The 13,687-nt window shown below is 36.9% G+C and carries 7 protein-coding genes and 1 riboswitch; all 7 genes read left to right on the top strand.

Going from position 1 to position 13,687, the window contains the following annotated elements; translation table 11 throughout:
- Positions 1 to 63: 63 nt before the first annotated feature.
- The 7 genes from metK to thrA all read left to right on the top strand — a co-directional run bounded on the left by metK (position 64) and on the right by thrA (position 13,681).
- On the top strand, positions 64 to 1,320 hold the full coding sequence (gene metK, locus EXIGUO8A_RS03425; protein ID WP_116770025.1) for a methionine adenosyltransferase: 1,257 nt from the start codon (positions 64 to 66) through the stop codon (positions 1,318 to 1,320).
- 361 nt (positions 1,321 to 1,681) lie between these two features.
- The gene (locus EXIGUO8A_RS03420; RefSeq protein ID WP_159301930.1) at positions 1,682 to 1,888 is read left to right on the top strand and encodes a hypothetical protein; all 207 of its coding nucleotides are present in this window, start codon (positions 1,682 to 1,684) and stop codon (positions 1,886 to 1,888) included.
- Positions 1,889 to 2,248: 360 nt separating this feature from the next.
- Complete coding sequence (locus EXIGUO8A_RS03415) at positions 2,249 to 4,192, top strand: CocE/NonD family hydrolase (protein WP_201304102.1); 1,944 nt, start codon at positions 2,249 to 2,251, stop codon at positions 4,190 to 4,192.
- An 81-nt stretch (positions 4,193 to 4,273) separates the two neighbouring features.
- A complete protein-coding gene (locus EXIGUO8A_RS03410) occupies positions 4,274 to 6,220 on the top strand; it encodes an ATP-binding protein (protein WP_159301929.1) in 1,947 nt (648 codons plus the stop codon).
- Positions 6,221 to 6,310: 90 nt separating this feature from the next.
- Complete coding sequence (locus tag EXIGUO8A_RS03405; RefSeq protein ID WP_159301928.1) at positions 6,311 to 7,933, top strand: sulfatase family protein; 1,623 nt, start codon at positions 6,311 to 6,313, stop codon at positions 7,931 to 7,933.
- Positions 7,934 to 8,649: 716 nt separating this feature from the next.
- Positions 8,650 to 8,753, top strand: a riboswitch (SAM riboswitch).
- Between the two features lie 136 nt (positions 8,754 to 8,889).
- On the top strand, positions 8,890 to 10,164 hold the full coding sequence (locus EXIGUO8A_RS03400) for an O-acetylhomoserine aminocarboxypropyltransferase/cysteine synthase family protein (RefSeq protein WP_159301927.1): 1,275 nt from the start codon (positions 8,890 to 8,892) through the stop codon (positions 10,162 to 10,164).
- Positions 10,165 to 10,294: 130 nt separating this feature from the next.
- The gene (thrA, locus tag EXIGUO8A_RS03395) at positions 10,295 to 13,681 is read left to right on the top strand and encodes a bifunctional aspartate kinase/homoserine dehydrogenase I (protein WP_159301926.1); all 3,387 of its coding nucleotides are present in this window, start codon (positions 10,295 to 10,297) and stop codon (positions 13,679 to 13,681) included.
- Positions 13,682 to 13,687 lie beyond the last annotated feature (6 nt).

The raw sequence follows: 13,687 nt of genomic DNA, 5'->3' as shown, positions 1-13,687 counted from the left end.
CATATCGCATCACACTTCTTTTCGGCATTCATTCAAATCCTTCTACAGAATAAAAAGTTTGTTATGCCATATTTATTTACATCAGAATCTGTTAGTGAAGGACATCCGGATAAAGTTGCCGATCAGATCAGTGATGCCCTTTTAGATCATTTTCTAGCCTTTGACCCAGAAAGTAAAGTTGCTTGTGAGACCTTGGTCACTACAGGTCAGGTTGTTTTAGCGGGAGAAGTAAAAAGTGATACCTATTTAGACGTACAGAACATTGCCCGTGAAGTCATCAATAAAATAGGATATACCAAAGGAGAATATCAGTTCAGTGGAGATTCTTGTGGAGTTATCTCGTTGATTCACGAGCAGTCTCAAGATATTAACCAAGGTGTAGACCGTGGTGCCAAAGAAGAGCAAGGTGCAGGTGATCAAGGTATGATGTTCGGTTATGCGACCAGCGAGACCGAGAACTACATGCCGTTGGCTTTAGATATATCGCACAAAATTTTGCATACTTTGGCAGAGCTGCGTCGCGAAGGAAAAGAAATTTCTTATTTAAGACCAGATGCCAAAGCACAGGTGACTTTAGAATATTCAGATGCCAATGAGCCACAGCGTATAGATACGATAGTAGTTTCTACACAGCATGATGCTTTTGACGAAGATGATGATAAAATGTTGGCAAAGATCAAGTCGGACATTATTTCAATTCTAATCCCTAGGGTAAAGGCACAATTGCCTGCTGAGACCCAAAAATTGTTCGATGATCAAATCAAGTACCATATCAATCCAACGGGAAAATTCGTTATTGGAGGACCTCATGGAGATACCGGATTAACGGGGCGAAAAATAATAGTTGATACTTACGGAGGTAAAGGTGCCCACGGTGGAGGTGCTTTTAGTGGTAAAGATCCAAGTAAGGTAGACCGTAGTGCTGCATATGCGGCACGTCACGCGGCAAAAAATTTAGTGGCTGCAGGTGTAGCAGATGAAATTTTGGTGCAAGTAAGTTACGCGATCGGTGTAGTGGAGCCAACTTCAATTTATGTAGATACTTACGGTACCTCTAAAGTAGGGTTGAGTGATGGCGAAATTGCCAGAAAAGTGGCTGAGCTTTTCGATATGAGACCTTTTGCAATAGAAGATAGGCTTAAGTTAAGAAACCCAATTTATTTGGAAACCGCTGCATATGGCCATATGGGTAAACAGCCTAAAACAATTACCAAAGTTTTTGAATCTCCGTACAATGGCCGTATCGAAAAAGAAGTGGAATTATTTACTTGGGAAAAGTTAGATAAAGTAGCAGAAATAAAGTCGGCCTTTAATTTATAAGGATACGCTGAGCGCATTGCGCTATAATTAATATTTAAAAATGCTCCGTGTTACGCGGAGCATTTTTTTTTAGTGAAAAATCACCTCACAAACCAATTAACACACATTCACAACAACTTATAGTGTGTTGACCACAAAAACTATTTTGTAGGAAAAGTATTACATATATTTGAAGTGTAATTATTGGTGAACCCCCAAATTTTACCAAGAAAAAAGATGAAGGTCATGCTAGTACTGTAACAAATAAATATACAATGTAAACATTGGTCGAAGTCCCAAAAGTCGGCTTATGTTCCACATTGTTTAAAGTGTCTTTGTCTTTTAAAAACCTATTTAATAATAAACTTAACCTACGAATGCCATGCTTAAAATCCCCCGATTTCTCTTAGCTATTTTATTATGCGCATTGTTTCAATCGTGTGCAAAAGATACAGACCTTATTTCTGAATTTGTAGTTTTAGATACTTCAAAATACGAATATCGTTCCGTAGAAATGAATCCGGAATTCAAAATTGAAAAATCTATAGAAAATATTGAAACAGTTGTTTTAATTCCTTTTTCTAATTAAATTTAGAACCACTAAACACTATATTGATGAAAGACCAACTACTAAAAGAGACCACTATTGAAGAATACAAAAGCGATTTTTTCTCGGGCGTAATCATGCTCATGAGAAAATTGTTTATGATCTAAATGCGATTGCTTCTCTCTTTTCACCATAGAAAGAAGTAAACGGCCAATCACCTATCAAAACTTATTTTTAATATACGTTACCACCTTTTTTAATTATTGTGGTTCATCTCTTCATGCATTGTTTCAACCTGAAATATGCCAGTTAAGGTCAACAGTTAAATTAACATATTTCGGTTCAATTTTATTCCGTACACAGGTAAACTTTCTTAGTTTTAAGACTTCAAACCTTTAAGACATGCCAAAGTTTACGATCAAACAATTATTCACGCTTATTTTATTAGCTACAGTTTTAATTTCCTGTAGAAAAACTACTCCTAAAACAGCCAATGCAGAAGTCTCTGATACTTATGTAGAAGATAACTACAACAAAAAGGAAGTAGATATCACCATGCGAGATGGTATTAAACTGCATACTACCATTTATTCGCCAAAAGATACCTCAAAAGAATATCCTATTATCATGCAAAGAACCCCGTATAGTTCTAAACCTTACGGCGAGGGTAATTACAAAACAAAGATTGGTCCTAATATCCATATGATGCAAGATGGTTATATAGTTGTCTATCAAGATGTGCGTGGTCGTTGGTTAAGCGAGGGTCACTATGAGAATATGCGTGCCTATATTCCCAATAAAAAAACCGATCAAGATATTGATGAAAGTTCAGATACTTACGATACTATAGAGTGGTTGGTAAATAATATAGAAAACAATAATGGTAATGTGGGTATTTGGGGAATTTCCTACCCTGGTTTTTACTCCACCTATGCTGTGGTCGATGCTCACCCAGCATTAAAAGCAGCCTCACCACAGGCAAGTATTGCCGATTTCTTTTTTGATGATTTTCACCATAACGGAGCGTATTTGTTGAGCTATTTTAGGGCAACATCATTATTTGGTACGCCAAGACCGGACGGAGATAAACCTATAGACACGGCATGGTATACACTGCCCGATTTACCAACTGAAGATCAGTATCAATTCTTTTTAGATGAAGGTCCGCTAAAAAATTTAGATCGTTTTTTTGAATACGAAACTGCCGATACGCCGCGTATGGCAAAAGAAGGGGTTACCGATGATTATTTCTGGAACGAGCTTAAAGAACACCCTAATTATGATGAAATGTGGCAAAGCCGTGGGTTGATTCAGCATTTAAAAGATGTAAAGCCAAGCGTAGCAACTATGGTGGTGGCTGGCGAGTTCGATGCCGAAGATTTGTACGGACCTTTAGAAACTTATAAGAACATTGAAAAATACAATGCCGAAAATTACAACACCTTGGTTTTTGGACCCTGGGATCACGGTGGATGGGCGCGAAGAAAAGGGCAGAATACCGTGGGTAATTATTACTTTGGTGACGGTATTTCCGAGTTTTTCCAAGAAAATATAGAAACCAAGTTTTTCGATCATTTTTTAAAAGGAGATGGGGATAAAAACAGCGGACTACCGGAAGCTTATGTTTTTGATACCGGTAGAAAAGATTGGAAGACCTATGACACATGGCCACCGGCGGGTTTAGTGAAAAAAGATATGTATTTGTCTCCCGATCAAGAATTGACCGCTGAACCCAAAGGAATAGAGGAAGTAAAATTTATTAGTGATATTAAAAAACCGGTACCTTATTCTGAAGATATTAAAACGGTGTTTACTCCAAGAAAATATATGACAGACGATCAGCGTTTTGCAGCACGCCGTGGTGATGTTTTGGTATTTGAGACAGAGGTTATGGAAGAAGATATGACTTTGGCGGGTGATATTTTGGCGAAGTTGAAAGTAGCGACTACAGGTTCTGCTGCAGATTGGATCGTAAAAATCATAGATGTGCACCCTGCTGATGAACCAAACTACGAAGGCATGCAAGACCATTTGAAAATGAGCAATTATCATTTAATGGTACGTAGTGAAGTGTTAAGAGGTCGTTTTAGAAACAGTTTTGCCGAGCCAGAACCGTTTGTGCCTAATGAAAAGACCGATGTTACCATAAAGTTACAAGACGTTTTCCACACCATTAAAAAAGGGCATAAGTTACAGGTACAAGTACAGAGTACGTGGTTTCCCTTAATAGATTTAAATCCGCAGACCTATGTGGACAATATCTTTGAAGCTGATGAGCAAGACTTTAAAACGCAGACGCATACCGTATTCACAGATTCGAGTATTGAGTTTTCTGTGTTGGAGTAAGGAGAAAAGAAATCAGCATTATATTAAACCATTTTTTTAAAGAATTTTAAAACTATCAATAAACGATAAACATAAGAGTCCATGAGCGAGCTGAAAATTAATGAGCAATCAATAAGAACAGAGCTGAAGTCTTTTGAAGATAAACCTTATAAATGTCTATTTGAATATGTTTGGAATTCTTTTGATGCTGGTGCTTCAATTGTTAGAATAGATTATGATATTCCATTGGAAGGTATAGGCTTCGTGGATAATTTAAGAATTTGTGATAATGGTAAAGGTTGGGATTTTACTAATCAAAATGCGGAGACATTTTTGTCGTCCTCCAAATCAAAAATTAATGCTCATTACAAAACCTTGCCTAAAGGGAAATTTGGTAGAGGAAGATATGTGTTTATTTGGGTTGCTGAAGAAATAGAAATTTTAAGTCAAAATAAGCAAATTATACTTAATCATTCAACCCATATACATAATGGTTTAACAACAAATGAAATATCTGGTACAGAAATTCATTTTAGGAATATTTATCAAAACCTTTCAGATAGTTTGCTATTTGTAGAGGCTCTATTTAAAGAATTTTTATTTGAATTTAGTTGGTTTTTGGAGTCCAATACTAATTTTGAAATTATTATAAATGGAATTAAGCTTGATTCACAAGGTAATGTGAAATATGAAAGAGTAATTACTAAGAATGATATACCAGAAGAGTTGGTAAAGGACGTTGATTCAGATATTGAGATTAGAATTATTCTTTGGGATGAGAAACCCTCGGAATTTTCTAAATTTTATTTTTTAGACAATAATCAAAGTGAAATCTTTAAACTTAATACAGGATTTAATAAAAAAAGAGATGATTTTTGGCATTCAGTTTATATAAGGTCTCCACTTTTTAATAAGATGATTATAAATGATGAAAATCATAATGGTCAATTTTCATTTGAATTTGGTAATCCAAAGATTAAAAGGCTTCAAAAGAAACTTATTGAATATATTAAAGAATTGTTAGCTTCAGTAAGAAAGCCCTATTTGGTTCAGCAATCGGAAGAGTTATTAGATGAATTAAAGGAGGATAATATTTTACCTAAATTACACGACTTTGGAATCTATGATGCAGATTCTTATGGTGATTTAATTAAAACTATATATACCATTACTCCGTCATTATTTACTGGAAAAGGGGTTTCCGAAAAAAAGTTTATTTGTGCAACTTTTGCAGGATTACTATCTACCCAAGATGATATTCTTATAAAAACAATTCTTGAGCAACTCCAAGAATTGACAGAAGATGAGAAAAGTGAATTGTTGGATATTCTTAATCGTACATCTCTCTCAAGTGTGGTAAAGACTATCAAAGAAATTGACCATAGATTGGATGTTATAAGTAAATTAAAATTTTTAATAACCGATCTCGAAAAAGAAACTCTGGAAGTAAAACATCTACAAAAAATAATTGATCAGAATTTTTGGTTGTTTGGTGAGCAATTTCGCCTTTTTAGCTCTACGGAGGGAGCGTTGAAAAAGGTATTGTTTCAATATGCCAATGAAATTTTAGGTATAGAAGAACCGGAGTTAAATACAGCGCCAAATGGCGAAGTGGATTTGTTTCTAACTAAAACGGAAATGGTAGGTGAGAATATTCAAAAGAATGTTATAGTTGAATTAAAGAGAGCTTCAAAAAAATTATCTCATAAGAATGAATATCAGCAGATAGATGATTACAGAACAAAAATTTTAGAACAGAATATATGTAATGGAGAAAATCAATATTGGGAGTTCTATTTAATTGGTAAAAATTTTGACGACAGAATTCAAGAATTGATAGAAACAAATAAGCATCACGGTGAAGCCCATAAAGGTTTAACAATGAATGTTAAAAATGGAAAAGTAAAGATGTATGTAAGAAAGTGGTCTGACATTCTTGAAGTTGAATGGGGGACGAAAATGAGATACCTAAAAGAGAAACTAGAGATTCAATCATCCGAATTTGATAAATCTTCTACTGACGATATAGTTGATGGGATTTTAAAATAAATTTTATAAGAATTTGAATTGTGATTCTTAAGATTGATGTTTAAAATTCTCCTTTAATTAAAAAGAATAAACTAACCAACAACAACCAAAATGAAAAATCTAATTCTAGTCCTCACAGGCGTACTTTTCCTGCTACCTTCTAAGTCCGAAGCCCAAAAAAGCAAAAAGAAAAAACCCAATATCATTTTCATCATGTCAGATGATCATGCCTACCAAGCCATTAGTGCGTATGATGACAAATTGCTAAAGACCCCAAATATTGACCGTTTGGCAAAAGAAGGGATGTTGTTTACCAATGCGAGCGTTACCAACTCCATTTGTGCACCATCAAGAGCTACTATTCTAACGGGTAAGCACACACATATTAATGGAAAAGTAGATAATTACTTTCCGTTCGATACTACACAGGTGACATTTCCGCAAATATTTAAAAAGAACGGATATAAGACAGCCATGTTTGGAAAGCTACATTTTGGGAACAACCCAAAAGGGGTAGATGAGTTTATGATTTTGCCGGGTCAGGGGCATTATATTAATCCTGATTTTATAGTCACTAATGGTGATACCATTACCAAACAAGGGTATGTAACCGATATTATTACAGATGTGTCGTTAGACTGGCTAAAAGAAGAAGCGTCAAATGAAGAACCGTTTATGATGATGTACTTGCATAAGGCACCTCATAGACCATGGTGGCCACGTGCGGATAAGTTCAAGGAGTTTACACAAAAAACTTTCCCTGAGCCGGAAACCTTATTTGATGATTACAGCAATAGGGGTACGGCAGCAAAAACAGCAGAAATGAATTTGTTGACACACATGATGTATAGTCATGATAGTAAAATTAGACCAGAGACCTTGGCAAAAATGGAGGGGAAGGTTTTTCCTGTAGTAGAAGAATTTCCAAATAGCTTTTATGGTCCGTATAACCGTGCCACTGCAGAACAAAAAGCATTGTACGATCCGGTGTTAGATTCCATCAATGACTTCTTCTACAACAATTGGCCAAAGATGAACGATACCGAAAAAATGAAATGGAAGTACCAAAGGTATATGCAAGACTATTTGGGTAGTATTTCTTCGGTAGATGATAATGTAGGTCGATTATTGGACTATTTGGATGAAAGCGGTTTGGCGGAAAATACCATTGTAATTTACACCTCTGACCAAGGATTTTACTTAGGGGAACACGGTTGGTTCGATAAACGATTTATATATGACGAGTCATTCAAGACTCCGTTATTGGTACGTTGGCCAAATGTGGTAGCACCTGGTTCTGTAGAAAATGAAATGGTGCAGAATTTAGACTTTGCACAAACGATGTTGGAAGCTGTAGGCATCACTCCGCCAAGTGATATGCAAGGGGAAAGTTTGATTCCGTTATTGAAAGGGGAAAAAGACAAGTGGACACGTGATGCGGTGTATTATCAATATTACGAATACCCGTCGGTTCATATGGTAAAACGTCACTACGGTATTGTGAACAAAGAATTTAAATTGGTGCATTTCTACTATGACGTAGATGAATGGGAGTTGTATGACAGGTTAAAAGACCCTAAGGAGATGAACAACGTTTATAATGACCCAGCATATGCCGATACCATTAAAAAGCTGAAGAAAGATTTGGTGGCACTTCGCAAAAAATACAAAGACTCTCCAGAGCAAGATCAACAATATATTGAGAAGTACAAGAGTGCTGGGATGATTAAGTAAGATTGGTAGCTGGTTGCTGGTTGCTGGTTTTCGGTTGTTGGGTACGCTCAGTAAGAATGTCAGTTCGAGTGCTTTCGACCTCATTTTCATGAGGTCGAAAGTGTATCGAGAACCTTTTATATTATTCAGGTTGTAAATATTGTACGTTAAAAAAATAACTTATAGCAAGCAAGCTTCTCGATACAATTTTTCCTCCCTAAGGGGTCGTAAAAACCACTCGAAGTAACATTCGTTTTAAGTTGTAAAGGGGTTGAATTAATGGAACGCTTTGTCAGTTCGAGTGTTTTTGGGCGCAGAGTATCGGAGTTCGAAAATGTATCGAGAGCAGGTTTGGAAGACATGTGCCTTTGGATATTTTTTTACCATTAAATACACAGCTAAAGTTTCAATTTAAAACTACTAGAAGTAACATTCGTTTTAAGTCGTAAAGGGCTTGAATTAATGGAGCGCTTTGTCAGTTCGAGTCTTTTTGGGCGCAGAGTATCGGAGTCCGAAAATGTATCGAGAACAGGTTTGGAACACCTTTGCCTCTTTTTTTTACTTAAAAAACTCATCTGTAGTGATATTGTAGCATATTTTGAACCACACTTGTTTTAATTTTAAAGACCTTGGAAAACTAACAACAAGACCCAGAATTATATATTTTTCATAAAATACTAGGTTTTTACATTTTTCTGCCTTTATATTTGTAGCTCAAAGTTCACACACGTATTGAATAGTTATCAAGAAAGGTGGAGGGATTAGACCCTTTGAAACCTTAGCAACCCTTTGTTCCACACAAAGAAGGTGCTACATTCTACCCTTAGGGGAAGGATAACAGTAATCGAATTTCTCGAAATACTTTCTTATAACTTTTTGATTTTACCTACTCACACTTTAAGTGTGGTTAGGATGGGCTTTTTATTTTTTGCATCCTAAGGGTAGCCTAAGGATTAATTTTTAAAAACAACAAAATCATGAGTAATCACAAATTAGCAACAAACGCTTTACACGCAGGTCACGACACAACTACCAATGGTGGTACAAGGGCAGTGCCAATCTATCAAACATCATCATACGTATTTAATGATACAGATCATGCGGCAAACTTATTTTCCCTTAAGGAACTAGGTTTTATATACACACGCTTAAACAACCCTACAAACCAAATATTACAAGATAGATTGGCTGCCGTAGAAGGTGGTATCGGTGCGGTTGTTTTTGCGTCGGGTACAGCGGCAATTTCTACAGGATTATTGACCTTGTTAAAAGCAGGTGATCACATTGTGGCGTCGAGCAGTTTGTATGGGGGTACTTTTAATTTATTGAACGTTACCTTGCCAAGATTTGGTATTACTACAACTTTTGTAGATGCTTCTGATCCTGAAAATTTTGGAAAAGCGGTTCAAGATAATACAAGGGCATTTTTCGTAGAATCCCTAGGGAATCCAAAGTTAGATGTGTTGGATCTGAAAGCGATCTCAAAAGAATCTAAAGCAGCTGGTGTTCCATTTATAGTAGATAATACCGTAGCTACTCCATCATTGTTAAACCCAATTGAACATGGGGCAAACTTGGTGATACATTCATTGACAAAATATATTGGCGGACAAGGAACCTCGTTAGGTGGCGCTATTATCGATGCCGGTACCTTTGATTGGACCAACGGGAAATTCCCTGAATTTACGGAGCCTTCTGCAGGTTACCATGGTTTGGTATATAGCGAAGCATTAGGCGCAGCAGCATTTACGTTTAAACTGATATTGGAAGGATTGCGTGATTTTGGTGGAGCTTTGAGTCCGTTCAACGCATTCCAAATCATACAAGGACTGGAGACTTTACCGGTACGTATCAAGCAACACAGTGCAAATGCATTAGAATTAGCAACATGGTTAGAAGGCAGGTCGGAAGTGGAATGGGTAAATTACCCAGGATTGAAGAGCAATAAGTACAACGATTTGGCAAAAGAATACTTGCCAAAAGGACAAAGTGGTTTGGTTACTTTTGGTGTAAAAGGCGGATTCGAAGCTGCTAAGAAAGTAACCGATGCTACACAGATTTTTTCTTTGTTGGCTAATATCGGTGATACAAAATCACTGATCATTCACCCAGCAAGTACCACGCATCAACAATTGACTGCAGAGCAGCAAGAAGGAGCAGGCGTAGGTCAAGATTTAATTCGTTTGTCAGTTGGTTTAGAAGATATAGAAGATTTAAAAGCTGATCTAGAACAGGCATTTGCCAGCCTTTAATTTAGATACGGTAAAAGCCTAAACCACCGGTCACTGAGCGGAGACTAAGTGATCGGTGGTTTAAGAAAAAATGAATATTGGTGGCGGCTGAGCCCAGCCGAAGCCCTGACACAAATTGATTTGAAATTAGATGCTACATCAACTACAGATTAAAAATTACAAGACCTTAAGCGGTATCACTCAAGATATACAACTGTCATACCAGGTATTTGGTAAAAAGCTACATACAGCACCTATTATTTTGGTGAACCATGCATTGACCGGTAACTCAAATGTAACCGGTGAAAATGGTTGGTGGTCTTCCTTGATCGGGGAGGAAAAGTGTATCGATACAAATAAGTATACCATTTTGGCATTCAATATTCCCGGTAACGGACATGATAAGTTCGTGATTGAAAACTATAAGGATTTTGTAGCTGGTGATGTGGCTAGAATGTTCTTGTTGGGCTTAGAGCAATTAAAAATAGAACGTTTATTTGCTTTGATCGGTGGGTCTTTAGGTGGAGGTATTGCGTGGGAAATGGCAGCCTTGCACCCAACCTTAACTGAGCATTTGATACCTGTAGCATCAGATTGGAAATCTACCGATTGGTTAATTGCCAATTGCCAAATTCAAGAACAGTTTTTGGTTAACTCAAAGCAGCCCGTACATGATGCACGCATGCATGCCATGTTGTGTTATAGAACTCCGGCTTCCTTTAAAGAACGCTTTAAGCGAAGTACCAATGAAGAATTGCAGGTGTTTAATGTAGAGAGTTGGTTAATGCATCATGGCGATAAACTGCAGGAACGTTTTCAGTTATCTGCCTATAAATTGATGAATCAATTATTAAAGACCATTGATGTTACTAGAGATGGTGATGAGAATTTCATTAAACTACAAAATAGCGATACCAATATCCATATTATTGGGGTAGATTCTGATATGTTCTTTACCGCCCAAGAAAACAAAGACACGTTTAAGCAGCTGGCACAGGCAAAAAGTAATGTTACCTATGGTGAAGTACAATCATTACACGGGCATGATGCATTTTTAATCGAATTTGACCAAATGGAGAAATTGCTGACGGGTATTTTTAATACCAATGGTAATATCCAGAAAATCAAGATTTTGAAGTTTGGTGGTAAGTCACTGAGCAATGGCGAAGGTTTAGAACGTGTACTTGATATAGTTACACAAAAGGTCAAGAACAATGAGAATGTTGCCATGGTAGTATCCGCTAGGGAAAAGGCAACCGATCAGTTGGAAGATATGCTGGAGAAAGCCGCCCAAGGAAAGGATTATAAAGCAGATTTTGAAGCCTTGGAAAAATATCAGAACCAAGCTTATAAAAATGTGAGTTTGTCTACTGAATTTAAAGGGTTGGCAAAGTTATATGAAGGCGTTTCCTTATTGGGCGATTATAGTTCGAAAATTAAAGATGAGGTACTTGCCTACGGTGAGTTGATTTCCGCGAAATTGGTAACGAAGTTGTTGATAGGTAAAGGCATCAATGCGAAGCTGGTAGATACACGTGAGCTCATAAAGACCGATGATACTTTTGGCGATGCCAAGGTGTTGGAGGCGGAATCGAAAGAACGTGTATTGTTGAAATTTGCTGAAATCCCTAAGGATACCGTTGCCGTGGTAACCGGTTTTATAGCATCGACCCTGGAAGGTGAAACAACGACCTTGGGAAGAAACGGAAGTAATTATTCCGCAGCATTGATAGCAAATTTCTTAGATGCCGAAGAGTTGCAGAACTATACACATGTAGATGGTATCTATACCGCAAATCCTGACTATGTGCCAGAAGCGAAAAGATTGGCAAACCTGTCTTATGAGGAAGCCAATGAGCTCGCAAATTTTGGGGCTACTATTTTACATGCCAAAACCATAATACCGCTAATTGAGAAGAATATTCCTTTACGTATTTTAAATACGTATAATGATGATAATGAAGGTACGTTGATCAGTGCAAAATCTAGTAAAGAAGGTATTAAATCGCTTTCTGTTATAGAAGATGTTGCCATGATCAATATTGAAGGTCGTGGACTGTTAGGTAAAGTAGGTGTGGATGCCAGAATATTTAAGGCATTGCAGGCTAGTAATATTAGTGTAAGTATTATTTCTCAAGGTTCTTCGGAAAGAGGTATCGGGCTGGTAGTAAAGAAAGACAAGGCAAAAAGAGCAAAACTGGCGCTAGAAAATGAGTTCAGCAACGATTTTGAGTCTAAAGATGTGAATAGGATTACGGTGATGGACGATGTTTCGATCATTTCTATTGTTGGTCAAGATTTAAGTACATTTCATAATCCGTTCAATGCATTGATCAAAAACCAAATAGTGCCGTTGTTGTTCAATAATACGGTGTCTGGTAATAACGTGAGTTTGGTGGTTAAAAAGTCCGATTTGCACAAGGCTGTGAACGTAATGCACGGTCAGGTATTCGGTATTAGTAAGAAGATAAATATTCTCATTTTTGGGCATGGAAATGTAGGAGGCACCTTAATAGACCAGATATTGGAATCTGCAGAAACCATTAAAACCCGTAAGCGCTTGGATCTTCGTGTTTTTGGTATAGCGAACTCCAAAAATATACTGCTTAATGAGAAAGGCATTGCAAAAAATTGGAAAACACAATTAAAACAAAAAGGGAAATCATATAAAATTGATGATGTCTTTGACTTTGCGAAACGTCACCATTTAGAGAATTTAATCGTTATCGATAATACGGCGAGCAAAGACTTTGTAGCCAATTACTTTGAATTTGTTGAACACGGTTTTGATATTGTTTCATCCAATAAAATTGCCAATACCTTACGTTACGATTTTTATCAATTGTTGCGTGAAGAGTTGCAAAAAAATCAGAAACAGTATTTGTACGAGACAAATGTGGGAGCGGGCTTACCGTTAATAGATACCATTAAGTTATTGCATTTGTCCGGTGAAAATATTACGCGAATTAAAGGGGTGTTCTCGGGTTCTTTAAGTTATATATTCAATACCTTCTCAGAAGTTGATGTGCCGTTTTCGTCTATTCTAAAAGATGCGATGCAGAAAGGATTTACAGAGCCCGATCCAAGAGAAGATTTATCGGGCAATGACGTAGGGCGTAAATTATTGATATTGGCGCGCGAGTTAGATTTACATAATGAGTTTGCCGATATTAACATAGAGAACTTAATACCTAAAAAATTACAAGAAGGAGATGTTGATTTCTTCTTGGAACATTTAGATGTATTGGATACGAAGTTCAATGAAATTAAAAAGAACCAAAAACCTGATCATGTACTTAGGTATGTAGGGGATTTACATGGTAACCTTCAAAAAGAAAAAGGAGTGTTAGATGTAAAACTGATTTCCGTACCAAAAGAAAGTGCTTTGGGGCAGGTAAAAGGATCAGATTCCATCATTGAAATTTATACGGAATCTTACGGAGAAAATCCGTTAGTGATTCAAGGCGCAGGTGCTGGAGCGGCAGTTACCGCAAGAGGGGTTTTTGGAGATATATTGAGGATTGCGGAGAAAGGGTAGGACAAG

It is taken from the genome of Maribacter litoralis, from assembly GCF_902506355.1.
Classification (GTDB): Bacteria; Bacteroidota; Bacteroidia; order Flavobacteriales; family Flavobacteriaceae; genus Maribacter; species Maribacter litoralis.
Note: the sequence above shows the minus strand (reverse complement) of the source record. Positions and strands in the feature narration are given on the sequence as shown.

Coding starts and splice junctions, on each gene's coding strand:
- metK (WP_116770025.1), top strand. CDS start 64: ATGCCATATTTATTTACATCAGAATCTGTTAGTGAAGGACATCCGGAT.
- EXIGUO8A_RS03420 (WP_159301930.1), top strand. CDS start 1,682: ATGCTTAAAATCCCCCGATTTCTCTTAGCTATTTTATTATGCGCATTG.
- EXIGUO8A_RS03415 (WP_201304102.1), top strand. CDS start 2,249: ATGCCAAAGTTTACGATCAAACAATTATTCACGCTTATTTTATTAGCT.
- EXIGUO8A_RS03410 (WP_159301929.1), top strand. CDS start 4,274: ATGAGCGAGCTGAAAATTAATGAGCAATCAATAAGAACAGAGCTGAAG.
- EXIGUO8A_RS03405 (WP_159301928.1), top strand. CDS start 6,311: ATGAAAAATCTAATTCTAGTCCTCACAGGCGTACTTTTCCTGCTACCT.
- EXIGUO8A_RS03400 (WP_159301927.1), top strand. CDS start 8,890: ATGAGTAATCACAAATTAGCAACAAACGCTTTACACGCAGGTCACGAC.
- thrA (WP_159301926.1), top strand. CDS start 10,295: ATGCTACATCAACTACAGATTAAAAATTACAAGACCTTAAGCGGTATC.